Below are 26,681 nucleotides of genomic sequence, written 5' to 3'. Positions count from 1 at the left end.
TACCGAACAAGCGACTTCCCAGACCGCACCCGGCACCGCCGCCTTCCCTCCAACCCCGAGCACCGACCACCCCACACACCCGGACAACCCTCCGACGCCCGGAGCACGGTTCGGCACTGGCCGGATGCGCTGGCTAAGCTCACCGCCGCAGCCGCCCGGCTGCACCGTCGCGCACACGCGTGGCCGCGCGACACCCCCGGCCCCCGGGGCACCCGCCCCCGGGGCCGGACACGACCGTACGATCGCCGATGCCGGCGCCGTCACACCCGGTTGAATTCATACCGAACTCCCGTGCGAATCAAGCGTGTTCGGGCCACCCGAGGATGCTTTCGGGCCTTATGTCACCGACCGCGGGCGGTGCGACCATCCCGTGGGTAGGTTCGTGGCGCCCCCTGAGGGGCGTCGGTGACGGCGGGGCAGGCGTGTCGCCGCACCTTGTCCGGCCGCTCCCGGTCGCCCCTGCCGACCGTTCATCCGACGTCGACTCGACCACTCCCGACCACATCCGCCCCCACCGAGATCCGGCTGCCTTTCTTCCGTCCGTCCTTGTGTGTGCCGACGTAGGGAGTTCCCACGCATGTCGTCCTTGCTGACGTACGAGGTGATCACGAACCCGAGCCCCTTGGTGGCCCAGCCGGGCGTGCCTTCCTCGGGCACCGTGAACGTGCTGGTCACGAACAACCACGAGAAGTCGGTCTTCTGGAAAAGCATCGACGTCACCGTGCCGGTGGTCAGCGACGGCACCGAACTGACCGATGACGTCCAGGCCATACAGCCGTCGCTGCTGCGCGTCGACGACATCCTCGACGATCCGACGTTCGACGCCGGGGGCAGCCCCGGGGTCTTCACCGCGGAGTACCGCTGGAAGGGCAAGCGCCGCGCGGTCGAATTCGAGCCCGGCGTATCGATGGTCCTCGTGCTCGCGGACGTGCCGGTTTCCGGCGCCGAGGGGCTGGTGCGCCTCAAGATCACCGAGGTGGCCAGCGGAGGGGACCCGGCGAAGTCGCAGAGTACGCGCCACCACGCGGTATGGCTCCAGAAGGCGGCGTCGAAGGTCCCGGCCAACTTCCGCGCGGAACAGACGCTGGTCGACGACGGCGACGACGTCCGGCTGCTGTGGAACGGCCCCGACGATCTCGACTACCAGGTTCTGATGCCGGACGGGAGCGAGGCGTCCGGTCAATTCGCCGCGGGGTCGTTGCCCGGCAGCCACGAGTGGAGCCCGGACGCCGGCACCGGCCCGAAACGCGGCACCACCTACACCCTCGTCGCCCGGACCGCCGCCGAAACGAGCCAAGGCGGCGATCAGGGTTACTTCCTCACCACGACGGTGCACGTGCTCGACCCGGAGTTCCCGACCGTCACCGCGACGACCGAGGTGATCACCCCTCAGATCACCGATACGGTGAACGGCGCACGCGTCTCGTTCTCCGCCACCGGCATCGACATCCACGACGCCGCCAACAATCGTGGCACCCTCCTGGCCGGCACCGCCGAGCTGGTCGACGTCAAGACCACCACGGCAGAGGTCACCGCCGGACTCACCGCCGACACCGCGACCGTGACCACGCTCATCGCAGGCCAGGCCCAGGTGACCGGCCCACTCACCGCCGACACCGCGACATTCACCAGCCTGACCTCGGGCACCGCCGACGTCACCGGCCAGTTCACCGCCGCCACCGGAACGTTGAACGCGCTGACCTCGGGCACCGCCGATGTGACCGGTCAACTCACCGCGGCCACCGCGGCGTTGAACAGCCTCACCTCCGCTCAGGCCCAGGTGACCGGCCAGTTCACCGCCGACACGGCAACGCTGAGCAACGTCACCGCTGCGCAGGCCCAGGTGACCGGCCAGTTCACCGCCGACACCGCGACGTTGAGCAACGTCACCGCTGCCCAGGTCCAGGTGACCGGACGCCTGACCGCCGCCGGCGCCACGATCACCGATCTCGACCTCACCCGGGCGCAGGTCACCGACCGCCTGACCCTGCGCAACGGCCTCACCGTTCTCGACGGCTCCGGAAACGTCCTGCTGGAAACGCTCGACGGGCCACCCCGCGTGGTCGTCCACGGCCAGTTGGATGCCCAAGGCGCCCTGAACGCCCACGGCAAGACCACCGTCACCGGTGTCCTGGCCGCCAACGACAACGTCTACATCAACGGCGTCGTCAACATCGACAACGACCTGAAGGTGCAACACAACATGCGCGTCGCCGGAAAGGTCCAAACCGGCGAACTGACTGTCAGGGGCCATCTCCAGGCCAACGCCCACCTGACCGTCCGACGCGACGGAGGCGACTGGATCTTCAGGACCCACCACGACAGGGTCGTCGCCAACGCCGGCAACTTCCACGTCATGGGCATGATCTCGTGCCGCTCCCGAGAATGGGAACAACACTGACACACCGCCGCACCGCGCCGCCCCGCGTCCCCGGTATGCCCGGGGCGCGGGGCGGGTGGTTGTCCTGAAGACCCGAGGGATGTGGGGACAGGGGTTCAGGAATGGGGTGGGGTGGTCGATGGGGTGGGGGTGAATGGGAAACGGGTTGTTGAGCGTGGGTGGGTTGGGCGGCGGTGGGTGGGGGTCGCCTTGGCGGTGGCCCTGGCGACGACGCTGGTGACGGGGTCGGCCGGGCCGGCGCCGGAGCGTGTGGTGGTGGCGGCGAGTGCGGCCCAGGAGGCGGGGATCACCCTGGACGGTGATCATCTGACGGTCGAGCAGATGCGGGCCGTGCTGCGCGGCAAGGCGGGGGAGGTGCGGTTGGCGCCCGAGGCGGCGGCGGGGATGCGTACCGCGCGGGCGGGGGCGTTGGCGGCCTTGGACGCCGGGCAGCGCGTGTACGGGTGGAATCAGGCGTTGGGGCCGCTCAAGGACCGTCCCCTGACGGACGCGGAGCAACGCGATTTCCAGGCGCGGGTGTTGCGTTCCCACGCCGCCGGGACGGGGGACGAACTCCCGCCCGGCATCGCCAGGTTGGCGCTCGTGCTGCGGGCCAACGCGATGGCCCGGGCACGCATGGGCGTACGGCCCGAAATGGTCGAGCGCATGCTGGCGTTGGTCAACGCGGGGGTGACCCCGGTGATGCCGTCGATCGGTTCGCTGGGGACGGGCGACCTCCAGCCGATGGCGGCGGCGGGGCTCGTGCTGACGGGTGACGCGGGGACGGCGCGGTTGCGTGAGGGGTCGGTGCGCGGGGCCCGCGAGGTGCTGCGGGAAGCCGGTCTGCCCGTCGACTTCCCGTTGGAGGCCGGTGAGGCGCTGCCGCTGATCAGCGGCAGCGGTGTGCTGACGGCGCGTTACCTGGCGTCGGTGGACCGGTCCGAACAGTTCCTGGACGAATTCCGGGGCGCCTTCGCGCTGTTCATGGAGGCCACGCGCGCCGAGGCCGGTTCGTTGGACGCCCGCACCCACGCCGAACGGCGTATCCCCGCCGAGGAGTTGGAGGCCGCTCTGCTGCGCGAGGCCACCCATGACAGCGCGTGGATGACCGAGGAGGGGCGGGCGAGGTTCGGCGAGACGTCACCGCGCGTCCAGGACGCCGTGTCCGTTCGGGCCGCACCGCACATCGTCGCCACCGCCCGGCAGACCCTGGACGAGGCCCGCACCATCATCACGCGCGAGGCCAACGCCTCGACGTCCAACCCTCTGCTGTTCGAACGCTCGGACCAAACCTGGGAGTTCGTCATGGGCGGCAACTGGGACGGCGCGCAGATCGGGCATGCGATCGACACCCTCAACGCCCAGATCACGGACGTCTCGGTGCTGTCACACGAGCTGTCCGGGCGGCTGATCGCGTCCAAGTGGAGCTATGGTCTGCCCGACAACCTCGCCGGACCGCCGGTCGGGCTCAACTCCGGCATGGTGCAGGTGCAGACGGTCGGAGCGGCACTGATCCCGGAGATGCAGGCGCGCGCCATGCCCGCCGGGGTGTTGTCGCGGCCGGAGAAGTTCGGGCAGGAAGACCACAACACCATGGCCATGGCGTCGGTCCGCAACCTCGACGAGAACCTGCGACGGGCCGAGGTGGTGCTCGCGGTGCAGTTCCTGCTGGCCGCCCAGGGGATCGACCTCGCCCGGCCGACCATGGGCGAACTGCCGCTTGCCAAGGCCACCGACGACCTGCACCGGCGCTTCCGCGAACGGGTCGCGGTGCTGGGGGACGACCGCTGGATGACCCCGGACGTCGACACCGCCGTCGCGATGGTCAGGGGTGGCGCGTTGCGTCTGGCGGGGGTCTGACGCCCGGGGGAGCGGGGCAGGCAGGGGACGGCTGAGTCCGGGGCGGCCGACGGTGTCCTTGGCTCGGCCGTGACCCGGCCGGGCGTGACCGGTTCGGGTGTGCCCACGCCCGTACGCGCCCCGAACGTGCCCCGGCCCGGCAGACCCGCTCTTGACTTTCCCGCTGGGAAAGTGGAACTCTTACTTTCCCAGTGGGAAAGTGAGGTATCACCATGGACAACATCACGCCGGAGCAGGCTCGAACAGCCCTCGACACGGCCGAGCGCGCCCGTCACCAGGTGGCGGAGGAAGTGGGTCTGCCCCGGGGCTACTGGTGGGCCGTCGCGGCGGGTTGGGTCGTGCTCGGGGTGGTCGGCACCGTGGCTCCGTGGCTCGCCGGCGGCGCGATGGGGGCGTTCGGTGTGGTGCACGCGGTGCTGGCGTCGCGCATGCTCGACGGGCGTCGGCGTACGGATCGGGTGCGGGTCAGCAGAGCGGTGGCGGGACGCCGCCTTCCGATGGTCGTGATCGGCATGCTGATCGGGCTCGTCGGGGTCACCGTCCTGACCGCGTTCGGCCTCCACGCGGACGGGGCCGAGCACGCCGCCATCTGGGCCGCGCTGCTGGTCGCGGCGGTCATCGGGTTCGGCGGGCCGGAGATCCTCCGCGTCCTGAGCCGGTGGGCGCGGGCATGACGGACGCGCGCTTCGACGAGCTGATCCACCCCAGTACGCGCCTGTCCCTCGTGGCGACCCTGGCGGCGGCCGAATGGGCGGAGTTCGCGTTCCTCAAGGACCGGCTCAACCTGTCCGACTCGGCGCTGTCCAAACAGCTCACGACGCTTGAGGAAGCCGGCTATGTCGCGACGGAACGCCGTCTCGCCGGCAGCCGCCGCAGGCGCTACGCGCGGCTCACCGACACCGGGCGGGAGGCGTTCAACGGCCACATCGCCGCGCTGCGGGAGATCCTGGCCGACGCGGCCCCGGCCGAAGGGCCTCCGGTGTAGGACGTCGCCGCCCGCCCGAACCCGTCGGACGCCCGGCGTACGCCGATATATTGGATCCAAGGTCGCGGCACGGATGTCCGCGGACCGGACCACCGCACCGAGACCGGGCGCACGGTGACGTGACCACACGGCGGCAGGGCGGACGAGGTCGAGCGTTCGAGCAGAGGAGAGCGGCCATCCGCGCGCAACGTCGAGTCCCGAAAGAGCCGGGGCAGTCGCCGATGAGCCGTCCCAGCAGCGGTGACCAGGTCGCTGACCACGTCCGCAGGTTGATCTGGGACGGCACGCTCCGCAACGGCGACCACCTGCGGCAGGACGACATCGCCAACGACCTTGGGGTGAGCCGGATTCCGGTGCGTGAGGCGCTGATCGCGCTCGAACGCCAGGGCTGGGTCAGCCTGGAGCCGCACCGAGGCGCGTTCATCCGGGGCCTGGACGAGGTCGCGGTGGGCGACCACTACGCGTTCCTCGGGGCGCTGTACGCCCTGACCGCGCGGCGTGTCACCGAACGCGCCGAGGACTCCGCGATCGAGGCGCTGGACGAGGCGCGGCTCTTGGCCGCCGCGGCCCCGTCCGCCGACGAATTCCTCAGCCGCAACGAGGTGTTCCTCCGGCGGTTCTACGCCGCCGCCAACTCGTCGCGCCTGTCGTCGATTTCCCGGATGACGTCGGGCGTCGTGCCCGGCAATTACTTCGCGACGGTACCGGCCGGCCGCGCGATCCAGGAGGACGCGCTCGCCGACGCGATGGAGGCGCTGCGGGCCCGGGACGGCGACCGCGCGGCGTCCGTTTTCGAGCACGCGTTCGCCCGGCACGGGCAGGCCGTCATCGACGTACTGCGCGGACACCGGGCCGCCGCCGGCAACGAACTCGCTTGAGACGCCCGGCACATGCGGTCCCCACCGACCGCCCGGCGGGACCGGAGCCGCGCGGGTCGCGTCCACGGATCTCGGCGGACCCGGCCCGCTCGACCGCGACGGTCCCCGGGACGAGGGCGAGGAACGGTACGGCGCAATCCGCCGCGGCGACGCGGATCAAGTGAACAAGCGCGCACACGTCGATGCCGCGGAGCCGGGGGCGGCAGGTGGTGGGGTGGACATGTTCCGCGAGCGCGGGGTCCTCGACGGCGGGGCACCACTCGAGCCGAAGCGCCGGCACCGCGGACTCCCGTGGCCAACACGGCACTTCGCGTCAACCACGCGGCACCTGGTCCCGATTGGCCGTGAGACGTGCGCAGGGGGCGGCGTCGGTGACGTCGATCTCGACGATGTACCGGCGGACACCGCGGGCCGCGGGCAGCGGGCAGCGTGCCCGGCGTGTCCAGGACGCCCGTACTCAGAGGGGTTTGCGGCGACCGGGGCCACGCGTGATTGTCTTCGGCGAAGTCGCCGGTCTCCGTGGGTGGTTCGGATCAGACCCCCGACGCGTGGTTCGCGTCGGCGGTCGGCCCGCGGCCGGGGGAGGCGAAGTCCCGTGTGCGGGCGGGCAGTCGGCTCAGGCTCGCGGGGCCGGTCGGCCGCCGAATTCCGCGGACAGGCGTGCGGCGCCGTCGAGTCGGATGACCTCCGCGTTCAGGTACGGGTTGCGGATGATCGCCTCGGCGAGCATGGCGTACTCGTCCGCTTTGCCCAGGCGCTTGGGGAAGACGATGTCGCCCATGAGCGCCTGTTGGATCCGCGGTGTGGACAGCCGCGGGGTGGCGATGGCTCCCGGGGCGATCGCGCAGACGCGGACGCCGAACGGCGCGAGGTCGCGGGCCATGGGGAGGATCATCGAGGCGACCGCGCCCTTCGCCGCGGCGTAGGGGACCATGGTCGACTGCGCGTCGAACGCGCTGATCGAGGCGGTCTGCACGATGACGCCGCGCTGCCCGTCGGCGTCCGGGGTGTTGGCGGCGAACGCGGCGGCGCACAGGCGGGCCAGGTTGAACGGGCCGAGCACGTGCAGTTCGAGGTTGGCGAGCAGGACGTCCTTCGGCATGGGCGCCCCGTCGCCGTCCACGAGGCGCGGGCTCGGGATGACGACGCCGGTGGCGCTGACGGCGATGGAGAAGACGCCGAGGTCTTGGGCCGCGGAGACGGCCGCCGCCACGGCGTCGTCGTCGTTGCTGTCGCCGACGACGACGCGTGCCCGGCCGCCGAGTTCGGCCACGAGCGCGTCGGCCCGGTCGCCCTGTGGGTCCAGGACGACCACCCCCACGCCGCCGGCCGCGAGCCGCCGCACGGTCGCCCCACCCAGCCCGCCCGCACCCCCGGCCACGACGGCGGATCGGCCTTCGAACTCCATGGTCTGGTCCTTTGTCGTCGTGGTGCGCGAGGCGACCCGGCACGGTTATTGAAACAGTCGTTCAAACAGCCGTAGCGTACGACCCCCCAAGCCCCCACGCAACGCCCGCACGGGACGCGCAGCGGGGCCGGGGGCCAGGCGCTGACAGGGATCTCCGAGGACGACCGAGGCCGAGCACGCGCCGGTCGGGCCGTCAGCGGCCTTCGCGGCCGGGGGCGTCGGGCAGGGGCCGCAGTATGCGGACGAGCATGTCCGTGATGCGTTCGGCGGGGTGCGGGCGTCGGGCGATGTCGGGCAGCAGCCCGTGGCAGAGGACCGCGCCGAGGAGCATGTCGAAGACGTCGTCCGGGTCCACATCGGGATCGACGGCGGACGGCGGTGCGGCGTCGAGAATGTCGCGCAATTTCGGTCGTGTCGAGACGCGCAAATAGAACTCGGACGGGTCGAACTCGGGCGACGCCTGCCGATGCGCGAGCAGACCGGCCGCGGCGGCGCGGGCCGCCGGGGCGCCGAGCACGTCCAAGTACGCGCGGACGAACGCGAGCAGGTCGTGGGCGAGTTCGCCGGTGGGTGCCAGGCTGGGGGTGCCGAGGCCGGGGAACGTGGCTTCGTGGATGAGTTCGATCCTCGACGGCCAGCGCCGGTAGATCGCCGACGCGTGCACACCGGAGCGCTCGGCGACGGCCTGGATCGTGGTGGCCTCGAAGCCCTGTTCCACGAGGAGTTCACGTGCCGCGCCGAGGGCGCGCTCGCTGATGCCCGCGTCCCGAGGGCGACCCCGGCGTCGTCCCTGTTCTGGCATGGGCCGATCGTAGCGACGTCACCCGTCGGACCAACGCCGACCGAACAGCCGACACCCGCCCCCGTGCCCCGCCGAGTCCGCCCGCCCACGCCCGCCCACTCCCGCCCGGGCCCGTCTACGCCCGCTCGCCCGGGCTCGCCCGCCTACGCCCACCCGTCCCGCCGAAGTTCGCCGCCGTCCCCTCCGCGGCGATTGCCTCTCCGACCCGCTCGGCGGATCAGGCGCACCTGCCGAACGCGCCGCCCGGGCCCGCCGTCGCCGTTCGCTTCGTGCGCCTGGCCGCGATACGTCCACCTGCCCGCGCTCCCGCCCCCGCCCCGCCCGTCGGCGTCCGCTCCCTCCCTCCGTCCGACCCCGCCTGTCCGACGCCGCCCGTCGGCGATCTCCCTGGGGTTCCGGTTGTCTCGGTCGCCGCGCCCTCCTTCGCCGGCTCTTGACCCGTCCGGCGTGCCGCTGTTAAACATGTGTCAAATCTTGGATTTGGTCGTTTGCCCAATACCTGCGTGCGTCGAGCCGCAGGGCTTTTCCGGAAATCTCGACTCCGCACGTGGCAAAGGAGAGGCAATGACCGAGACAGTCCACCGCGTCGTGCAATGGGCGACCGGCGGTATCGGCCAGGTATCCATCCGACACCTGGTGGAGAACCCCCATACGGAACTCGTCGGGGTCCTGGTCACCAATCCGGACAAGGTCGGGAAGGACGCCGGTGAGATCGCGGGAATCGCGAACGTCGGCCTGGCCGCGACCGACGACAAGGACGCGATCCTCGCCCTGGACGCCGACTGCGTGCATTTCGCCCCGCTGGTCCCGGACATCGACATGGTGTGCCGGTTGCTGCGTTCCGGAAAGAACGTGGTCTCGCCGCTCGGCCCGTTCTATCCGACCGACCAATTCCGGGAGGACGTCGAAAAGATCGAGGCGGCCTGCCGGGAGGGCGGCGTCTCGTTCCACGGTTCGGGAATCCACCCCGGTTACGCGGGCGACATCCTCCCGCTCACCCTCGCCCGGCTCACCGGCCGGGTCGACCACGTGCGGGTCTACGAACTCGTCGACTTCCTGAAGAATCCGTCGCCCTGGATGGAGCGCATGGGATTCGGGCGCGACCCCGAGGATTTGGCCGCGAATCCCAGCCGGTCGCCCGAGGCGATCGGGCATTTCGCGCAATCCATGGCGATGATCGCGGAAGGCCTCGGAAAGAAGATCGACGGCATGCGGTCCCAGCAGCAATTTGCCGTCGCCACCAAGGACATCGAGTACGCGAACGGCGTCATTCCCGCGGGCACCGTCGCGGGCCAGCGGTACGAATGGACCGCGTTGCTGGACGGCGAGCCGCGCATCACCTTCTTCACGGTCTGGACCGTCGGCCACGAGAACATCGAGCCCGACTGGGAGGTCCCCGACGGCCGCTACCGCGTCGAGATCGAAGGCGAACCGTCCCTGGACCTGACGCTCGACGGCAACGCCACCGGCCGCAACTGGACCGCGTACGCCGGGCTCACCGCCATTCCGGCGGTCTGCGCCGCCGACCCCGGCTTCGTCTCCCACCTCGACCTGGGCGTGGTCCGGCCGCGCGGCCTGATCCGCTGAAACCACCGCGTGGGCCCGCGGCCATCGCGGGACCACCGGATTCCGGCGCGGCGGTGCCGCCGGGCGGGTTCGCCGCCCGGCGGCACTCGATGGCCGGGTTGCCGAGGAACGAGGACCTTGGCCCGCGGAGACCGCTCGTGGACCCGCCGCACGACGGCCGCGGTCAACGGCGCGGCGGCGCTGATCCGCGGAAGACCAACCATCCTGCCGCGTAAGGTAGTTGGTGTTCCCGGCGGCGACGCCCGCGGCCCCGCTCCGTCCGTTACCCCTGGTACTCGTACGCCCCGGCCGTCGCCCCGGAGGCCGGGACCGGCGCGCCCGTGATGTCGACCGCGTAGCCCACCGGCTCGCCGCGTCCGATGGCCGGACTGCCGGCCCGCACGCGCAGATCCTTGGCACCGGTGAACCGCGGGTCGCCGGTGACCGAGTCGGGGCCGGGCTCGAACTGCCGTCGGCCGCCGTCGTAGACGCTCGTGTCCTCGTCCGCGCCGTCGCCGTCCTCGTAGCCGGTCTTGCCGCCGACCGCGATCACGTTGTTGCGGAGCTTGAGGATGGTCGCGTCGCATCCGCCGTAGCAGGTCCAGCCCTCGCCGCCCTCGGCGGGAATCGACACCGAGTTGTTCACGGCCACCGTGCCGCGCACCGGGCCCAGACCGTCGTCCGCGCCCCGGGTGACCAGGAAGGCGCCGGTGTCGTGCGTCGAGGTCACCACGTTGTACGCGAAGACGTTGTCGTCGGCGGTTTCCCCGTCTTGGTGGCCGAGTTCGGTGAACGTCTCGTTGTCGCGCGTGATGTTGTACTCGACACGGTTGCGGTCGCCGTTGTACACCTCGACCGCGGCGCCGTCGACGCCGTAGTCGTGGCTCTCGGCGTAGCTGCCGGTGATGGTGTTGTGCGCGATGACGTTGTCGTCGCCGTTCAGCAGGACCCCGAACGCGCCCGAATCGTCGTCCCCTCCAGGGGTGTTCACACTCATGCGGTTGTTGTCGACCAGCGCCGAGTCCCGCACGGTGTTGTGGTGCGCGTCGTCGGTGATCGAGACACCCGCGACGCTGTTGTCGGCGCGGACCCGGCGCAGGGTGGTGTGGTGGCCCCGCAATTCGAAGCCGGCCCAGTCGCACGCGGTCGCGCGCAGGTCGGTGATCAGCCAATGGGCGCCGGTGACCGTGACGCAGTTCGCGCCTCCGGTCACGACGGGCCGGTCGCCGGAGCCGTACGCGCCGACCGTGATGGGCGCGTCGGCGGTGCCGCTGCGCGACAGCACGAGTTCTCCCGTCCATGTCCGGCCGCGCGCGAACAACACGGCGTCGCCCGGGGCGAGATCCTGCTCCGCGACGCGGTCGAGCGATCGCCACGCGGCCCCGGACGACGTGCCCGCCGCGTCGTCCGAACCACCGTCCGCGTCCACGTAGTACGTCGTGCCCCCGGCGGCCTTCCCCTTCGCGGCCTTCGCGGGCGCCCCGGCCCCCACACCGCCCGGCCCGGCGGTCGCGGCGGCCGGAAGCAGCGCGACGGAGGTTCCCACGACGGCGGCGGTCAGCGTCCGCGTGATCGCGCGGGACGGCCGTCGGGTTTCGGAAGTGACCATGGTTTCCCCTCGCAGGCGGTGGAGTCGGACGTTTCCACGCCGCCGACCGGCGACCGCACGACTATCCAACTCACGCGACACCGGACGCAGTTGATGGATGCGCACGGCCCCGCGGACGGCAATTCCGCTGCGGTCGGCGCCGCTTCACCGATTGCGGCTGCGCAAGCAGGGGCCAGTGTCGGTCCACACCCGGGAACTCCGCCGCCGCGTACGGAGGTTCGCGCCGGGAGAGCGGTCGACGGTTGCCGACGACGCGTGCGGCCGACGGGTGCGTACGCCCGGGACCGCGCCGACCCGCGTGCTCAACTCCCGCCCGCGGCGCCGCCGGTACGCAGCCGCGGCACGTCCGGTGAACGCGCCGGGCCGTGCCGGGGCAAAGCCGTGTTCACCGCGGCCCGCCGTCGCGGCGTCGGCGCGGGCGGCGGTGTGCTCCCGTGTCGGTGCGCCGCTGGGCGAGGGGGTCGGCCCGGGGATCGGACGCGGGTTCGGCGTCGTCGGGGGAGGGCGCCGGGCCGCGCAGCCGCCGCACGTGCTCGGTCGCCGCGTCGGGGCGGCCCGGGTTCGTCGCGATCAACGCGTCGAAGTACGCGACGTCGCCTGCGGTGAGTCCGAGGGACGCCGGGCGCAGGCCGTGCCGGACGAGCGCCTGCTCCAGCGTCGCGCCGCGATACGTGCGGGCCAGCGCCCGCAGCGACCCGATCGCCGCGTACAGCCGGTCCAACGCCTCGTGTTCGCCGGTGGTCTCGTACCCGGGGGGACACCCCTCGGGGACGGCGCCCTCCATCGGGACGGCCGCGGGGGAGGCGCCCTCGGGCGGCACGGGCTCGCGGGGCGGGGCGACCGCGTGGTGGGCCGGGCTCTCGGCGGGGTGGTCGCCGATCCGGACGGACGTCAGGTCGGCCGGACGGCCGGTCGCGTCGTGCGCGGGTCGATCGGTGACGTGGTCGGCCGGGTGGCGGTCCGCGTGGGCCGTCGGCCGGTCGGCCGCGTGGTCGTGCTCGTCTTGATGGTTGTCCACGGTCCTCGGTCCTGGGATGTACGGCTCGGCGGCGTCGGCGGAAGCGGCGGCGTCGGGGGCTGTGTCGGCGGCGGCGCGATGCGCGGATCGTCGGCGCCGGACCGGCCACGGCACGGTCGGCAGTCGCAGGGAGCCCGCGGCGACGGGTGGGGGAAGCGCGGTCTCGGTGAAGAACGGGGGCCAGGCCACGCTGTCCACGACCGGCAGCCACTGCGGCAGGCCCGCGTCACCGCCGCGCGCCGCGCGTCGGCCCGTGCCCGGGGCCGAGCGCCGGGTGGTGCTCGGCGGACGTGTGTCGCGGGGCGCGCGGTGGCGTCCCCCGCCGCGCGTGACCCGGTGCCGGGCTCCGGGGCGGAACAGGCCGCCCAGCACGCCCGCCCGCTCGCCCGAAGCGGCGGCCCCGGCGTCACCCGCCCCGTCACCACCCCCCGCGGCGTCACCCGTCCCGACGCCATCCACCCCGGCGGCATCGCCCCCGACCGCCCCGGGCGCGCTCACCCGCACCACGAACGAGCCGTGGGCGTGCGGCTCTTCGGCCGCGCGCACCGGCTCGGCGCGTACGAGGCGGCCGTTCACCCGTAACAGGGCGCACAGTTGGTCGAGGACGGGGGCAGGCCCGGTCACCACGATGTCGAATTCACCCACGTTCCGGGCCAACGACCGCAACGCTGTCAGGTTTCGCCAAACCGGCAGGTTTCCTTCATCAGGATTCGCTGTTACCGAGAAGTGCCTCGTTCAACTGCCGCACCGTGGCCCGCCGCAGGGCCGTGCCGGTGCCGTCCCGCGGGGTCCGTCCGTCCGCCCCGTCGCGGTGACACAGCGCCAACCCGCCCCGCTCGCCCGCAAGTTCACCGAGCGCCGGATTCGCACCGCAAGTTTTACCTTGCTGTAAATTCCTCCTGCGCGGAGCCCGGCACCGTCCCGAGCCGGACATCCGCCGAATAACGTCCGCACACGACCACGCACCGGCAGCGAACTCCTGGGGGGAACACCAGCATGGACACCGACGCCTCGACACCGACACCACCGCGGACTCCCGTACGCCGGACCCGCCGCATATCGCGGACCGTGGCCGTGATCGCCATCGGCGCGGCCGTGATCGGCATGGCCGGCTGCGGGAAGAAGAAGGGCAAGGAGACGGACTTCGACACGTTCGTCAAGCGCCACTTGTGCCAGAACCTCGTGCGCGGCGGCGACGGCGACATCGACCTGTCGTGCGTCGATCCGGAGACCGGAAAGCGCGTCGACATCGAGTTCGAGGCCAACGACCGGCCCGGCCAGTACTTCACGGACACCCCGTTCGGCGGGTCCGTGTACGTGTTCGCGCAGGCCGAGGTCCGCAACTCCAAGATCTACTCGAAGATCAAGAAGGGCTGACCAAGGGTGGCCGGAAACCCCTGTGCGGGCGTTGTTCGGTCGTAGTCGCCGAGACGGGAACGCCCGCCGCCCCCACACCAGTTGATCGGTTGCCCGCCGCGACCACGCGGCGGCGTCCCCGACGGGTGGAGGAATCCGTGGCTGCCTCGATCGACCTCGGCAAGGTGCTGGACAAGGCCTGGGAGGACAAGACCCTCCCCGAAATCCTGGCCGCTCCCGTGTCCGCGCTGTACGGCGTCTCCAAGCGCGACGGCGAACTGCTGGAGGAGGCCTTCAACATCAAGACCATCGCCGACCTCGCGGCCAGCAAGCCCTTCCGGTACGCCGCCTCGCTCGCCGCACTCGACACCTCCGCGTAGCGGGCCGCGACCGGGGGAAGGACGCGCCGATGAACGGCACGTCCTTCCCCCGGTCGTGACGGGCCGTCAAGTACGGCGTGGCTACGCGCCCGAGGTGCCCGACGCGCCAGGCGGGTCGACGACCGCCGCGCACACGCCTCCGTCGACGAGAAGGTCGATGCCGTTCACGAACGAGGCCTCGTCCGACAGCAGGAAGGCGACGACCGCGGCGATCTCCTCGGAGCGGCCCATGCGGTCCAGGGGAGTGCGGCGCAGCAGTTCGGCGATACCCGCGTGGCCCTCGGCCTCCTGGCGGCCCTGGGGAGTGTCGATCAGGCCGGGGGAGAGGGAGCAGACGCGGGCGCCCGACGGGCCGAGTCGCACGGCTTCCCGGCGGACGTACCGGGTGACGCCGAGCTTGGCCGTGGAGTAGGCGATCCCCGGTGCCTCGATCGCGTCGCCCGCGGCGGCGCGCAGCCGATCGAGGAACCCGTCGGCGAGCGGGGCGTCCAGTTCCGCGAGGACGTCCGCCGACGGCTCCGGGCCCAGGCGCGGCGCCATCGAGGCGAAGCACACGGTCGCCGTCCCGGGGCCGGAGAGCGGGCGCAGCACCTCGCCGAGCAGGGCGGTCGCGACGAGGTCCACCGTCACGATCCGCCGCCAGTCGGCCATCGTGGGGGAGATCCCGGCGACGTGGGCGACCGAGCGCAGCGTGCCCAGTTCCGCCACGCGCGCCGCGAGCCTGTCCAGGCCGTCACGGTCGGTGATGTCCAGGGGGAAGGCCTCCGCGGTGCCGGCGGGCAGTTCCGCGGCGGCCTCGTGTGCGCTGTCCTTGTTGACGTCGATCAGGAGCAGGGTGTCCACGGTTCCGGCGAGGCGTCGTGCGCACGCCTTGCCCATGCCGCGTCCCGCACCGGTCACGATTCCGACGGTCGTCATGTCACGCCTTCCGATCGAGGTACGTCGTTGCCCGGATCGCCGGCCGGGTGTCCGGGCCGTGTGGCGCACCGGGCTTCGCCCGCCGCGGCGGCGCGGAGGCGGCGGCCGGAGGGGGGAGAACACCACCTGAGAGGCGATCCCCTCATTGCTATGGCAATGAGTCATTTGCAGTCAAGTGCCGGGCATCACGGACGGTTTGTTAGATTGCACGTCATGGCCCGTCCTGCGCCCGCGTCCGTCCGTGCCACGAGCATCGTGTCGTTCCTGACCGCGCATCCGTCGCGGGGCTTCACGATCAGCGAGTTGGTCCGGCATCTGGGGATGAACATCGCGTCGGCGCACGCCACCCTCGCGGTGCTGTGCGACTGCGGGTTCGTCGTGCGCGACCCCGTGCACCGCACCTACGTCCTGGGCCCCGCGCTCGCCGCCACCGGACACGCCGCGCACCAGCAGCACCCCGCCATCGACGCCGCCACCGAGCAGGCCGACCGGCTCGCCGACGAACTCGACGCCGAGGTCGGCGTCACCGCCATCGCCGGACGCGACGTCATCTTCCTCGCCCGCCGCGGACCCGAACCCCTCGCCCCCAGCATCGGCTACCCCGGCGACCGCTCCCCCCTCCTCGCCCCCATCGGCGCCGTCTTCATGGCCTGGGCCGACCACGACACCACCACCGCATGGATCCAACGCGCCGCACTGCCGCCGGAGTTGGCGGCGTACTACCGCGAGATCCTGGCCGACGTCCGCGCTCAAGGGTTCAGCGTCCCGATGCCCCCGATCGCGTCCCCCGCGATGATCGGCGCGATGGCGCGGCTGCGCGACGAACCGGCCGACGACCACGCCGAGGCCAACCTCAGGGACGTCCTGCAGCGGACCAGTGAGATGCACCTCCCGCTGGGCAGCCTCGCCGACTCCGACGAAGTCGTCTTCAAGACCGTCGCCGCGCCGATCTTCGATCCGATCGGGCGCGTGCTGCTGTCACTGAGCGTCACCGGGCCCGACCACCCGGTCCGCGTCGACAAGATCCTCGAACTCGGCCGCCGCGTCGCCAAGTCCGCGTCCGCCGCCACCCGGCAGTCCCGAGGCCGCGCCCCGGCACCCCCGAAGGCCGCGGGCGTCGGCTGACCGACCGACAGCGCGCCGACGGCCCGCACGGGAAGCGATCGGCGGGAGCGCCCACGCCCCCATGCCCCGACCGGACGGCCTCTCCCCGCCGGTTCCGGACGCGCGCACGACCGAGGCCCGCGGCGCGACCCACGCACCGGCCGAGCCCGCGTACGAGCCGAATCCCCCCGCCGTGGCGTCGCTCGCCCCCGGGGACCTGCTCCGCCGCGGTTCCCCCGGCCGTGGTGCGCCGAGGGAACCGCGGCAACGAGCACGGTTGCCTGAAGCCGGTCAGCTGAAGTCGGCCATCGACTTCCCGACGTCCGCGAGCGTGTACGGCACGGGGTACGAACCGGTGAACTTGTGCGCGGGGACGTCGCAGCGGTACGCCCCGCTGTTCGGCGTGAAGTCCGCCGGCTTCCAGCCCGTCCCGGTCGCCTGCACGACCGCCGGTCCGCGGTCGGGTCAGCGGAAGTCGTCGATGCTCTTGCCCACGTCGGCCAGGGTGAACGGGCGTCCGTAGTCGCCCGCGAGCCTGGTCGCGGGGGCGTCGCAGCGGTAGATGCCGTCGGTGGGGTGGAAGTCGGCGGCCGTCCAGCCTCCGGGCGTGGCCTTGACGACGTTGTGGCACGTGACCGGGAGCTTCTGCGACAGGTCGGTGGGGGCCTGGAGCCCGCCTCCCGTCCACGCGGTCTCCTTCCGCGCGTTCTCGTAGACGCACTTGCGGGTGAGGTTGTCGCCGCACGCGACCGCGGACTTGGCGAACAGCAGCCACGCGGAGAACGCCTTCAGCGCGGGATAGGTGATGTTCGCGCCGGGCGCGTACTTCGCGTACAGGTCCTTGAGGTCCTGCACCGCCGGGCCGGGGATCTCCAGGGGGTGGAAGCCGCCGATGTCGGCCAGGTTGTTCTGGTACGCGAGGCTCTCCTGCCCGGCGACCTTGATGAAGTCGGGGCTGTAGGAGTTGGAGTGGGTGTCGATCCAGTCCGGCTTGTACTGCATCGTCGTCAGGACCTGTTCGAGCTTCGCGAGGTTGCGGAAGTCCCCGAGCCAGACCAGGCCTTTGACACCCTTGTCCTTGAGGGCCTGGGCGTACGGCGTCCAGTCGCTGACACCGGCCGCCGGATAGATGTCGGTGTAGACGGGCGGTTCCGCGCCGACCGCCCGCAGCGTCTCGATCGTCTTGTCGCGCATGACGCGCGTGGGCGCGGAGTCGCCGAGGATGATGCCGATCGAGCCGCGCGTCTCGGGGTACGCCTCCTTGACCAGCCAGTTGTACAGGCCCTCCTTGGGCCAGTAGCCGGTGGCGACGGACTGGACGGAGACCTGGAGGTCCGAGCCCTGGTTCTCGGTCTGCGTGGTCTGTCCGGGGAAGTCCGGCAGCAGGCACGACAGCCGGTCCTTCGTCCCCAGGCCGTCGTAGCCCGCTCCGCCGCCCACGAGGGCGAAGTCCTCGCGGCACGCCTCGATGACGCGCTGGCGGACCTCGTTCATCTTCACGTCGCGCGTGACGGGTTCGAGCTTGCGGCCGTTGATCCCGCCGGCGGCGTTGCACCACGAGGTGAACACCTTCGCCGCGTCCGGGAACTCCGGGTTCTTGCTGAAGCCGATGTCGGACATGACACCGACCTGGATCTTCTTGTCCGTCACACCTTGCGCCGGGCTGCCCGACGGGTCGCCCGCGCGGCAGACCTGCGTCAGGTCGCCGAAGTCGGCGGAATCCGCCGAAGCGGCCGACGGCCGCCCGGTGTTCGCTTCCCCGTCCTCCCCGCCACGGCCGCACCCGGCGGCGAGCAGTCCGGCGGCCAGGGCCAGGGCGGTGACGGCCCGGGCTCGGCCGGGTCTTGCCGTGGTTCTGCGGAATCCGGTTATTCGCACGGTCGTTCGTCCTCCTGAGTAGGCACGGCCGACTCCCGTCCCCGGCCCGGGGACGGTCTCGGGGTCTCACGGCGGAATCACGCGTTCCGTTATGCGGTTGTGCTGCGTCTGCGGGCAACTCGCGTGGAATGTTCGGGTGTTCGGGTGTTCGTGCGTACGTGGACGACCGGCCCCGCATCCGGGCCGACCGGCACGCGGCCGTCCGCTCCCCGGGGGCCGACCGCCCCGCGAGGAACGCCGTTCTGTCCCATGTTCATCGAGTGACCAACGGCTGATCCCTCAATCATTAACATGATGGCGAGTTCGGATCAAGACGCCACTCGCGACGGGTGGCGGCGCGGTCTTGGCCCGAAACGCTTCGAGGCCTGCGAACCCCGCGTGTGTGTGCGGGTTTTCGCAGACCTCGGTGTGGTGCTTCGGTGGTTCAGGCGTGCTTGAGGGTGTGGGTGAGCGCTTCCCAGGTGGAGGCGGGCAGGGTGAGCATGCCGTGTGCCGGGATCTTGCTGTCGCGGACGGGTATCACACCCGGGGTGCCCGAGGCGACCTCGACGCAGTCGCCGCCCATGCCGTTGCTGTGGCTCGACTTGCGCCAGGTCAGGGTCTTTGCGTGGGCTGAGGTTCGCATCACTCGTACTCCTTCAATGCCGCGTGGATCGTGGCGCTTGACGCCTCCTGCGTCAGTGCCTTGGCGCGGACGCGATCGTACGCCAAGTCGTATCCGGCGACCGTGGTCACGTCTTCCAGGAGTTGCCCCGTGTGGCTGCCTTCCAAGTAGGCGACTTGAGTTCCGTCGCCTTGTGTGAGCAGGGTCAGCGAACCTCCCATGAGGGCATGACTGCCGAGCCCGAACGGAACGATTTGCAGCAGTACGTTCGACGACTCCTCGACGGCGAGCAAGTGTTCCAACTGTTCGGCCATGACCGCGGGCCCGCCCACGGGCCGACGCAGTACGGCTTCGTCCAGAACGACCAGCAGATGGGGTGGCTCGTCCCGGACAAGGATTCCCTGTCGGCTCAGACGAGCGTTCAGGTCTTCCTGGATCTTTTCCTTCTTGGCGCCAGGTTGGAACTCCCGCAGCAGGGCCAGCGCGTAGCCGGGCGTCTGAAGCAGCCCCGGCACTGTCGCGGACATGTACTTGCGCATCCGTGTGGCCTTGGACTCCAATTCCATGAATCGCCGTGCGAAGTCCGGGAAGACCTCGTTCTTGATCAGTTCATACATCGCCACGAACGTGCCGTTCGTTCCGAAGGCGATGTCGAGCTTTGGCGGCAGCTCCGGTGGGATGGCCCGCTCGGCGGTCTCGAAGCGGGAGACGTGGACACGGCTGTAACCGAGGATGTCGGCGAGGGCCACGAGTGACATGTTGACGAGTTTGCGTTGGCGTCGGATTTCGGCGCCGTAGAGGTGACGGGGTGACGCGCCGGGCGTCAACTCCCGTTCTTGGAATTGCATTTCGTGTTCCTCCCGCCGGTATCAAGGCGACACGGCGTTGCCCCGTCTTTTCTCAGGCTATGGCCTGAAAGTCATGCTGCGGGCACGGGACGTGAAAACCTACGCGACTTGGCAGGGAAGGCGTACGCGGCACTCGGCGTCGCCCGGGGCGGGGCCGACCGCTGCAACCGTCACGATCCGGTCAGGACGACGAGTTGGCGCGTCGCGCGGGTCATGGCGACGTAGCGGTTGACCGCTCCCGGGAAGTCCGGGCCGAATGCGGCGGGTTCGACGAGGATGACGAGGTCGAATTCGAGGCCCTTGGAGAGTTCGGGGGTGAGGGAGCGGACGCGGGGGGTCGGTGCGAAGGTCGGATCGCCGATGACGCAGGCGATTCCGTCGGGGTGGTCGGTGAGCCAGGTGTCGAGGACGGCCTTCAGGTCGGTCGTGGAGCCGTGGACGACGGGGAGGCCGCCGGTGCGGATCGAGGTGGGGACGTTGGCGTCGGGGAGGACGGCGCGGATGACCGGTTCGGCCTCGGCCATGATCTCCGCCGGGGTGCGGTAGTTGACGGTGAGGGACGCGACCGTGACGCGGTCGAGCCCGACGCGTTCCAGGCGTTCGCGCCACGACTCGGTGAATCCGTGCCCGGCCTGGGCACGGTCGCCGACCACGGTGAAGCTGCGGGACGGGCAGCGCGACACCAGCATCTGCCATTCGGCGTCCGTGAGTTCCTGGGCCTCGTCGACGACGATGTGCGCGAACGGGCCGGCGAGGGGGTCGGAGGACGCGCCGTCCGGGAGGGCGGCGTCGTCGATCAGGCTGTCGCGCAGGTCCCGCCCGTGCAGCATCGTGACGGCGCCCTCGCCGTCGTCGTCGGCCGCGAGGACGTTGTCGATCACGTCGGCCATGCGCCGGCGTTCGGCGGCGACGGACGCCTCGCGGCGGCGCCTGCGTACGGACGCCTTCGGGTCGCCGAGCCGTTGCCGGGCCGCGTCCAGGAACGGCAGGTCGGACACCGTCCACGCGTGCGGGTCGGTGCGCCGCAACCGGGCGGCGTCGTCGGCGGCGAGCCAGGGCGCGCACATCCGCAGGAACGCCGGGACCGTCCACAGGTCTCCCACGAGGTCCGCGGGCTCCAGCAGCGGCCAGGCGCGGTTGAACACCGCGAGCAGTTCCCGGTCCTGCCGCAGGCACGAGCGGACCATGTCGGCTGAAACCTCGTCGTCGTGCCTGTCGGCCACGATCGCGACCAGTTCCTTCCAGATCACCTCGCGCGCGTCGTTGTGCGGGGTACCGGGTTCCGCCGCGTCGAACGCCTCGGCCCAGTCGTCGGGGCCCAGCCGCACGTCGGACCAGTCGGTCGAGACGACCATCGCCTCGGCGGGCGGCTCCTCGTAGAACCGGACGGCCTTCTCGACCGCCGCCACCAGGTCCGCCGACGCCTTGAGACGGGCGACCTCCGGGTCGGACTCGTGCCGGGCCGCGGCGCCCTCCGGGACGAGGTCGCGCACCGTGCAGGTGCGTACCCCCTCCTCGCCGAGGCTCGGCAGCACGTCGGACACGTACGCGAGATACGGCTGATGCGGCCCGACGAACAACACGCCGCCCCTGCGGTGGCCGAGACGCGGGTCGGCGTACAGCAGGTACGCGGAGCGGTGCAGCGCGACGACGGTCTTGCCGGTGCCCGGGCCGCCGTCGACGACCAGCGTGCCGGACGAGTCGGCACGGATTACGGCGTCCTGGTCGGCCTGGATGGTGGCCAGCACGTCCCGCATCCGGCCCGACCGCGTGCCACCGAGACTCGCGATGAACGCGGACTGGTCGTCGAGGGCGGCATGGCCGGTGAACCCGTCCGGGGCGAACACCTCGTCCCAGTAGTCGCTGACCCGCCCGCGCGTCCAGCGGTAGCGGCGGCGGCTGACCAGGCCCATCGGGTTGGCGTGCGTGGCCGCGAAGAACGGCTCGGCCGCCGGGGAACGCCAGTCGAGGAGCAGCCGCCGCCCGGTGCGGTCGGTGAGGCCGATGCGGCCGATGTAGACCGGCTCGGCGCCGTCCGCGCCCACCACGTGCCCGAGGCACAGGTCGAGGCCGAAGCGGCGCAGCGCGCGCAGGCGGGCGGTCAGCCGGTGGATCTCGGCGTCCCGGTCCATCGCCTGCCGGCCCGCGCCGCCGGGGGACCTGCGCACGGTGTCGAGTTGGTCGGACAGTTCGGCGATCGACCGCTCCAGGCACTCCGCGACGGCCGCGAAGTGCCGTTCGTCGTGGGCGATCAGCGCGGGGTCGGCCTTGGCGGCGAGGTTTTCGGGCAGGGCGAACGCGCGAGGGGTCGCGAAATTCACGGCGAATCTTTCATTTCGGGAGAATCGGACCGGTTTCCGGGCCAGGCCGACGATTCTGCGGCAGACGGGGGGCCTTGCCGCAAGGCCCCCCATGCGCTATACGTTGAACATGGCGAGGAGAGCGGTCTCCTCGCTTTTGTGTTGCACGGGCTTGATGTTGCGTGGGCGCCGCGGTGCGCCGCGCCCGGCCCGGCACCCCGCCCACCGGCTTCGCCGCTCGGCCGCCCCGCGCGGTCCGAGCGGCGGCCGAGCCACGCGTCGCCGCTCGCCGCTCGCCGCTCGCCGCTCGCCGCTCGCCGCTCGCCGCTCGCCGCTCGCCGCTCGCCGCTCGCCGCGCGACGAGGCGCGGGGGCGGGGTCGCCTCCCGGCGCTCACTCCGGTCGCGGGTACACCCTGCCGTCCATGAGCCGACGCGCGGTACGGACCACGCCCACCGACCGGATCGGCTCCGGCCCCGACCGCGTTTCCACGAAAGCCGAGGCGATGCCGCGCGGATGCCGGATGCGGACCTCCTCGCCCGGTGCCTTCGCCGCCTCCGCGACGACCGTCCCGTCGAGACGCGCCGCCGCCCCCAGGCACAGCGCCGCCGTCATCGGCAGCGCGCGGTGCACCACCCCCATCGAGAACGCGGTCGCCCGCACGTCCGCGTCGTCGTCCGGGTGCACGAGGACGATACGCGGCACGATCGGCGCGACCTCGGCCGCCGCGTCGGCGGTGGGCGCCGCGCCGACACGCACCGCGCAGGCCGCGCGCACGCGCTCGACGCGCGCCAACAGGCCCGCGTCGCCGTTGAGTTCGGCCGGCGTGAGACGCGACTCGTCCGGCAACCCGACATCCGTGGCGCGCACGAAGGCGTACGGGTGCGACACGTCGACCACCGAGACGCGCACCCGCGTCCCGTCCACGTCGATCTCGTCGACCCGCGACCCGGTCGGGAACGTCGCCCCGAGCACCGCGCCGCCGGGATCGAGATAGCGCGTCACGACCGGCGCGCCCGTACCCGGGACCCCCGCGATCGCCAGGTCGCCGGTCGTGGCGGCCCGGCCGTCCGCCACCGGCACCTCGGCTTCGATCGTCACCCCGGTGTTGCCGTTGCGCAGCCGCAGCCTGGTCACCGGTTCCGTGACGCGGACGAGCCCTTCGTCGACCGCGTACGGGCCCACCGCCGAGGTGAGGTTGCCGCAGTTGCCCGACCAGTCCACGATCGGCCGGTCCACGCCGATCTGCGCGAACCAGTACGTCAGTTCGTCCGGACCGCCCGGCTCCACGACGACGACCTTGCTCGTACTGGAGAACGTGCCGCCCATACCGTCGATCTGCGTCGCGTCCGGGCTGCCCATGACCCGCAGCAGCAGATCGTCGCGCTCGGGCCCGGGCGGTGGCAGGTGCTCCGCGCGGACGAACACGCCCTTGCTCGTGCCGCCGCGCATCAGGACGGCCGGGATGGCGGTCACCAGGCCTCGCCTCCGACCCGAGCCCAACAGGTCACGCCGCTCACCCTTCTCCCGTGGTCTGCCGTCGTCCGCCGTCGTCTCCTGTGGGGTCTCCCGCGCCGCTCACGCGATCCGCAGCACACGCCCCTCGTGGCCCGGCACCGCCTCGAACCGGTCGAACAGCGCCGGGTCGTGCCCCGGGACCACCAGCCCCGACGTCGCCGCCTCGCGCATCTCGTCGAACGCCCGGTACAGGCCCGGCACATCGTGGTGGACGGCGAACGGCTTGTCGTCGTCGATGTTCTCGTAGAAGTGCGAGGCGTCCGCCGCCAGCACGACGATGCCCAGCGCGGTGCGGACGAGCGTCGCCTGCGTCCCCGGCGTGTGGCCGCCGACCCGCATGACCCAGACGCCGTCGACGATTTCCCGCGTCCCGTCCACCCAGCGGATGCGCCCCTCCAGACCGAGCCTGACGAGGGCGAGCACGTCGTCGGGCTCGATGAGCCGCGCGAACTCCCCGCGAGACGCGAACGGGCCCGTCCAGAAAGCCATTTCGTCGCTCTGCAACACGAACTTCGCCGACCCGAAAGGCGCGAGGTCCCCGACGTGGTCGTAGTGCATGTGCGACAGGACGACGTACGGCACGGTCGCGGCATCGACACCGATCCGCGCGAGCGCCGCCGTCGGGTTCTCGAAGTGGTTGCGCCGGCGCCGCACGTTCGTCGCCGCGGTGAAGCCCGCGTCGAGCACGATGTCCTGCCCCGGCGACCGGATCGCCCACACGAAGTAGTCGAGCCCCACCTGGGCGCAGCACGGTTCGGCCGCGGCCCCCATGAAGAAGTGCCCCCGCTCGGCCGTGTCGTTCTGGCCGAACTTGACGGCGTAGATCTCGTGGACGGTCGGCTCAGCCATCGCCGCGCTCCTCGATCACCCGCACCACGGCCGTGTGGTAGTTCCCGGCATACCCCAAGTCGCACGTGCGCCCGAGGAGTTCGTGGGCGAGCCGGGCGGCCGGCAGCGTCGTGTCCGCGTCGGCCGCCGCGTCGAGCGCGTACCCGAGGTCCTTGCGCATGTACGCCGCGGGGAAGATCCCTTCGCCGTGCACGTCGGGCAACAGCGCCTTGCGGCCGTGGTTTTCGAGGGTGAAGCTGGCCGCCGACCCGTTCGCGAGTGCCGCGAACGCGACCTCCGGGTCGACGAGTCCGCTGCGCCGCACGAGCGTCAGCGCCTCGGCGAGGGCCACGACGGTCTCGAACACGACCATGTTGTTGACGATCTTCATGAGCGCGCCGGCGCCGTTCGGGCCGCAGTGCACCAGGTCGGACGCCATCGTGCGCAACAGCGGCTCGACCGCGGCGATCACGTCGGCGTCGCCGCCCGCGGTGATGCTGAGCGTGCCGTCGATCGCCGCCTGCCGGGTCCGGGCGACCGGTGCGTCGACGAAGTGCAGGCTGCGCGAACGGGCCCGCTCACCCGCGCGCTTCGCGAGGTCGACCGGGCTCGTCGAGAGGTCGACGACGACCGTTCCGGGACGCGCGGCGGCGAACACCCCGTCCGCGCCCAGCACCACGTCGGCCACCTGCTCGCCGCCGGGCAGGGACAGGAAGACCACGTCGCAGGACGCGGCCAGTTCGGGGACCGTCGCCGCCGGTTCGGCGCCCAGCGCCGCGAGTTCGGCGACCGCGCCGGGGGAGATGTCGTACACCGCGACGGGCAGCCCCGAGGAGCGCAGCAGGTTCGCGCACTGGGCGCCGCCCATCACGCCCAGCCCGACGAACCCGACGCGCTCGATCCGCGCGACCGGGCCCATCACGCCCCCACCGCCGCCGGCTCGGACACCGACGCCGCGCGGGCGGCGGCGTTCGTCCCCGCGATCCGGCCGAAGACCGCGCCGCGCATCAGGCCGGTCCCCGCGCCGTAGTTGTGGTAGAAGAACCCGCCCGAGATCTCGCCCGTCGCGTACAGGCCCGGCATGGGCGTGCCCTCGGTGGAGACCACCCGGGCGTCGCCGTCGATCCGGATGCCGCCGTACGTGAAGGTGATGCCGCACGTCACCGGGTAGCAGACGAACGGGCCCCGGTCGATGCGCAGCGCCCAGTGCGACTTCGGCGGCTGCCCGGCCGGTTCGGCGGCGACGCCGTCGGTCTTCAGCGGGACGAACCGCTCCTCGGCGTCGTCCGCGACCGCCGCGTTGAAGTCGTCGACCGTCCGCAGCAACGCCTTCTCGGGAATGCCGAGTTCGCGTGCCAGACCGCCGAGCGTGTCGGCCACGACCGGCGTGCCCGTGGCGTAGCGCGGCTCCAGCAGGTGCAGCGTCTTCTGGTCGAAGATCTGGTACGCGACCGCCCCGGGCTGCGCACGCACCGCCCAGCCGGTCTTGGCGTACGTCAGCCACACCTGCGCTTCGCCCTCGTCGATGAAGCGCTCGCCGTTCCTGTTGACCAGCAGCGCGTAGGGGTAGGAGTAGCGGCTCATCTTGTCGGTGATCCGCAGGTCCCCGACCGGCGGCGCGGCGAAGTCGACGGGCACCGCGTGCGCGCCGCCCCAGTGCCCGACCGCCTGGGCGCCCGCGAGCGTCGCCTTGGTGAGCATGGCGCCCATGTTGAACCGCGAGCCGCGCACCCGCACGAGGTCCCAGCCCGGTCCGAGGTAGCGCAGGCGCATCTCCGGGTTCGCCTCGAACCCGCCGGCCGCGAGCACGACGTTGCCGTGGACGTCGACGAACTCGTCCGCGCGGCGCACCCGGACCCCCACGACGGTCGAGCCGCGCGTGAGCAGGTCGGCGGCCGGAGCGTCGTACCAGACCTCGATGTCGGTGGCCTCGACGGCCCGGAACAGGCTGTCCATCAGGCCGATGCCCTCGTGGTACGCGCGTATCGCGCCGCCCGGCGGGACGGTGATCCTCGTGCCCTCGGCCTGCTTGGCGGGGTCGACCTGTTTGTCGGCGGTCAGCTCCCACGCGACGCCCTTGCCGTGCATCCAGCGCAGCGTCTCGAACGAGCGCTCGATGGTGATCCGCATCAACTCGGGGTCCTGGCGGCCCTCCGACGTCGCCGACCAGTCCGCGGCGTACGCCTCGGGCGTGTACGGCCCGGTCTCGACGCGGTCGTACCACTTGGCGTTGTCGGGGTGCAGGATCGGCTTGATCGCGTCGAGCCCGTCGTGCGCGGCCCGGAAGATCCCGCCCGTGAAACGGCTGTTGCCGCCGCGCTCCGCGCGATTGGCCGCTTCGAGGACGAGCACGCGCGCGCCCGCCTCCCGGGCCGCCAGCGCGGCCGTCAGGCCCGCGTTCCCCGCGCCCACAACGATGACGTCGAATGCGTGTGCAGCCAC

The 26,681-nt window shown here is 71.8% G+C and carries 23 protein-coding genes; 9 read left to right on the top strand and 14 right to left on the bottom strand.

Annotation, left to right across the window (positions count from 1 at the left end; genetic code table 11):
- The first annotated feature begins 577 nt into the window (after positions 1-577).
- The 5 genes from LO772_RS07235 to LO772_RS07215 all read left to right on the top strand — a co-directional run bounded on the left by LO772_RS07235 (position 578) and on the right by LO772_RS07215 (position 6,103).
- Positions 578-2,401: a hypothetical protein gene (locus tag LO772_RS07235; RefSeq protein ID WP_231777544.1), complete on the top strand. Its 1,824-nt coding sequence runs from the start codon at positions 578-580 to the stop codon at positions 2,399-2,401.
- A 177-nt stretch (positions 2,402-2,578) separates the two neighbouring features.
- Positions 2,579-4,240 carry an HAL/PAL/TAL family ammonia-lyase gene (locus LO772_RS07230; RefSeq protein WP_231777543.1) on the top strand — a complete coding sequence of 554 codons (1,662 nt, stop codon included), beginning with the start codon at positions 2,579-2,581 and terminating at the stop codon, positions 4,238-4,240.
- Positions 4,241-4,452: 212 nt separating this feature from the next.
- Positions 4,453-4,914, top strand: a complete 462-nt coding sequence (locus tag LO772_RS07225) for a hypothetical protein (RefSeq protein WP_231777542.1) — start codon at positions 4,453-4,455, stop codon at positions 4,912-4,914.
- Entirely contained in the window at positions 4,911-5,225 is a 315-nt protein-coding gene (locus tag LO772_RS07220) for a transcriptional regulator (protein ID WP_231777541.1), read from the top strand. The genes LO772_RS07225 and LO772_RS07220 overlap by 4 nt, the downstream gene beginning before the upstream one ends.
- Before the next feature lie 221 nt (positions 5,226-5,446).
- On the top strand, positions 5,447-6,103 hold the full coding sequence (locus LO772_RS07215; RefSeq protein ID WP_231777540.1) for a GntR family transcriptional regulator: 657 nt from the start codon (positions 5,447-5,449) through the stop codon (positions 6,101-6,103).
- A gap of 616 nt (positions 6,104-6,719) precedes the next feature.
- On the opposite strand, the gene LO772_RS07210 is transcribed toward LO772_RS07215, so the two are convergent.
- Both LO772_RS07210 and LO772_RS07205 read right to left on the bottom strand, forming a co-directional pair.
- Positions 6,720-7,511 (bottom strand): SDR family NAD(P)-dependent oxidoreductase, encoded by a 792-nt coding sequence (locus LO772_RS07210; protein WP_231777539.1) that lies wholly within the window; start codon positions 7,509-7,511, stop codon positions 6,720-6,722.
- Positions 7,512-7,704: 193 nt separating this feature from the next.
- Complete coding sequence (locus LO772_RS07205) at positions 7,705-8,313, bottom strand: TetR/AcrR family transcriptional regulator (protein WP_231777538.1); 609 nt, start codon at positions 8,311-8,313, stop codon at positions 7,705-7,707.
- A 564-nt stretch (positions 8,314-8,877) separates the two neighbouring features.
- On the opposite strand from LO772_RS07205, the gene LO772_RS07200 reads away from it, so the two are divergent.
- Complete coding sequence (locus tag LO772_RS07200; protein WP_231777537.1) at positions 8,878-9,900, top strand: NAD(P)H-dependent amine dehydrogenase family protein; 1,023 nt, start codon at positions 8,878-8,880, stop codon at positions 9,898-9,900.
- A 262-nt stretch (positions 9,901-10,162) separates the two neighbouring features.
- Here LO772_RS07200 and LO772_RS07195 read toward each other — a convergent pair whose 3' ends face one another.
- Positions 10,163-11,488, bottom strand: a complete 1,326-nt coding sequence (locus LO772_RS07195; RefSeq protein WP_231777536.1) for a right-handed parallel beta-helix repeat-containing protein — start codon at positions 11,486-11,488, stop codon at positions 10,163-10,165.
- Positions 11,489-11,873: 385 nt separating this feature from the next.
- Complete coding sequence (locus LO772_RS07190; RefSeq protein WP_231777535.1) at positions 11,874-13,151, bottom strand: hypothetical protein; 1,278 nt, start codon at positions 13,149-13,151, stop codon at positions 11,874-11,876.
- A gap of 351 nt (positions 13,152-13,502) precedes the next feature.
- Between LO772_RS07190 and LO772_RS07185 the strand changes: the two genes are divergently transcribed.
- The gene (locus tag LO772_RS07185) at positions 13,503-13,883 is read left to right on the top strand and encodes a hypothetical protein (protein ID WP_231777534.1); all 381 of its coding nucleotides are present in this window, start codon (positions 13,503-13,505) and stop codon (positions 13,881-13,883) included.
- 137 nt (positions 13,884-14,020) lie between these two features.
- Complete coding sequence (locus LO772_RS07180) at positions 14,021-14,242, top strand: hypothetical protein (RefSeq protein ID WP_231777533.1); 222 nt, start codon at positions 14,021-14,023, stop codon at positions 14,240-14,242.
- A gap of 81 nt (positions 14,243-14,323) precedes the next feature.
- On the opposite strand, the gene LO772_RS07175 is transcribed toward LO772_RS07180, so the two are convergent.
- On the bottom strand, positions 14,324-15,160 hold the full coding sequence (locus LO772_RS07175) for an SDR family oxidoreductase (RefSeq protein WP_231777532.1): 837 nt from the start codon (positions 15,158-15,160) through the stop codon (positions 14,324-14,326).
- Positions 15,161-15,373: 213 nt separating this feature from the next.
- On the opposite strand from LO772_RS07175, the gene LO772_RS07170 reads away from it, so the two are divergent.
- The gene (locus LO772_RS07170) at positions 15,374-16,285 is read left to right on the top strand and encodes an IclR family transcriptional regulator (protein WP_231777531.1); all 912 of its coding nucleotides are present in this window, start codon (positions 15,374-15,376) and stop codon (positions 16,283-16,285) included.
- A gap of 270 nt (positions 16,286-16,555) precedes the next feature.
- Here the strand turns inward: LO772_RS07170 and LO772_RS07165 are convergent, their stop codons facing one another.
- The 9 genes from LO772_RS07165 to tcuA form a co-directional block, all read right to left on the bottom strand.
- Entirely contained in the window at positions 16,556-16,708 is a 153-nt protein-coding gene (locus LO772_RS07165) for a hypothetical protein (RefSeq protein WP_231777530.1), read from the bottom strand.
- A gap of 21 nt (positions 16,709-16,729) precedes the next feature.
- Positions 16,730-18,142, bottom strand: a complete 1,413-nt coding sequence (locus LO772_RS07160) for an ABC transporter substrate-binding protein (RefSeq protein WP_231777529.1) — start codon at positions 18,140-18,142, stop codon at positions 16,730-16,732.
- A 424-nt stretch (positions 18,143-18,566) separates the two neighbouring features.
- Positions 18,567-18,767, bottom strand: coding sequence for a DUF397 domain-containing protein (locus LO772_RS07155; protein WP_231777528.1), 201 nt, complete (start codon positions 18,765-18,767; stop codon positions 18,567-18,569).
- On the bottom strand, positions 18,767-19,594 hold the full coding sequence (locus LO772_RS07150) for a helix-turn-helix domain-containing protein (RefSeq protein WP_231777527.1): 828 nt from the start codon (positions 19,592-19,594) through the stop codon (positions 18,767-18,769). Before LO772_RS07150 ends, LO772_RS07155 begins: the two co-directional genes overlap by 1 nt.
- Before the next feature lie 170 nt (positions 19,595-19,764).
- Entirely contained in the window at positions 19,765-21,915 is a 2,151-nt protein-coding gene (helR, locus tag LO772_RS07145; protein ID WP_231777526.1) for an RNA polymerase recycling motor ATPase HelR, read from the bottom strand.
- Positions 21,916-22,286: 371 nt separating this feature from the next.
- Positions 22,287-23,369 (bottom strand): PrpF domain-containing protein, encoded by a 1,083-nt coding sequence (locus LO772_RS07140; RefSeq protein ID WP_231777525.1) that lies wholly within the window; start codon positions 23,367-23,369, stop codon positions 22,287-22,289.
- 102 nt (positions 23,370-23,471) lie between these two features.
- Complete coding sequence (locus LO772_RS07135) at positions 23,472-24,260, bottom strand: N-acyl homoserine lactonase family protein (protein WP_231777524.1); 789 nt, start codon at positions 24,258-24,260, stop codon at positions 23,472-23,474.
- Complete coding sequence (locus LO772_RS07130; protein WP_231779448.1) at positions 24,253-25,158, bottom strand: NAD(P)-dependent oxidoreductase; 906 nt, start codon at positions 25,156-25,158, stop codon at positions 24,253-24,255. Before LO772_RS07130 ends, LO772_RS07135 begins: the two co-directional genes overlap by 8 nt.
- The gene (tcuA, locus tag LO772_RS07125; protein WP_231777523.1) at positions 25,158-26,681 is read right to left on the bottom strand and encodes an FAD-dependent tricarballylate dehydrogenase TcuA; all 1,524 of its coding nucleotides are present in this window, start codon (positions 26,679-26,681) and stop codon (positions 25,158-25,160) included. The genes LO772_RS07130 and tcuA overlap by 1 nt, the downstream gene beginning before the upstream one ends.

Source organism: Yinghuangia sp. ASG 101 (assembly GCF_021165735.1).
Lineage (GTDB): Bacteria > Actinomycetota > Actinomycetes > Streptomycetales > Streptomycetaceae > Yinghuangia.
The sequence above is the reverse complement of the archived record's forward strand: the minus strand, read 5'-3'. Positions and strand labels throughout refer to the sequence as shown.

Bases quoted from the DNA above. Each gene is read 5' to 3' on its own strand.
- LO772_RS07235 (WP_231777544.1), top strand. From the start codon at position 578: ATGTCGTCCTTGCTGACGTACGAGGTGATCACGAACCCGAGCCCCTTG.
- LO772_RS07225 (WP_231777542.1), top strand. From the start codon at position 4,453: ATGGACAACATCACGCCGGAGCAGGCTCGAACAGCCCTCGACACGGCC.
- LO772_RS07220 (WP_231777541.1), top strand. From the start codon at position 4,911: ATGACGGACGCGCGCTTCGACGAGCTGATCCACCCCAGTACGCGCCTG.
- LO772_RS07215 (WP_231777540.1), top strand. From the start codon at position 5,447: ATGAGCCGTCCCAGCAGCGGTGACCAGGTCGCTGACCACGTCCGCAGG.
- LO772_RS07210 (WP_231777539.1), bottom strand. From the start codon at position 7,511: ATGGAGTTCGAAGGCCGATCCGCCGTCGTGGCCGGGGGTGCGGGCGGG.
- LO772_RS07205 (WP_231777538.1), bottom strand. From the start codon at position 8,313: ATGCCAGAACAGGGACGACGCCGGGGTCGCCCTCGGGACGCGGGCATC.
- LO772_RS07200 (WP_231777537.1), top strand. From the start codon at position 8,878: ATGACCGAGACAGTCCACCGCGTCGTGCAATGGGCGACCGGCGGTATC.
- LO772_RS07195 (WP_231777536.1), bottom strand. From the start codon at position 11,488: ATGGTCACTTCCGAAACCCGACGGCCGTCCCGCGCGATCACGCGGACG.
- LO772_RS07185 (WP_231777534.1), top strand. From the start codon at position 13,503: ATGGACACCGACGCCTCGACACCGACACCACCGCGGACTCCCGTACGC.
- LO772_RS07175 (WP_231777532.1), bottom strand. From the start codon at position 15,160: ATGACGACCGTCGGAATCGTGACCGGTGCGGGACGCGGCATGGGCAAG.
- LO772_RS07170 (WP_231777531.1), top strand. From the start codon at position 15,374: ATGGCCCGTCCTGCGCCCGCGTCCGTCCGTGCCACGAGCATCGTGTCG.
- LO772_RS07155 (WP_231777528.1), bottom strand. From the start codon at position 18,767: ATGCGAACCTCAGCCCACGCAAAGACCCTGACCTGGCGCAAGTCGAGC.
- LO772_RS07150 (WP_231777527.1), bottom strand. From the start codon at position 19,594: ATGCAATTCCAAGAACGGGAGTTGACGCCCGGCGCGTCACCCCGTCAC.
- LO772_RS07135 (WP_231777524.1), bottom strand. From the start codon at position 24,260: ATGGCTGAGCCGACCGTCCACGAGATCTACGCCGTCAAGTTCGGCCAG.
- LO772_RS07130 (WP_231779448.1), bottom strand. From the start codon at position 25,158: ATGGGCCCGGTCGCGCGGATCGAGCGCGTCGGGTTCGTCGGGCTGGGC.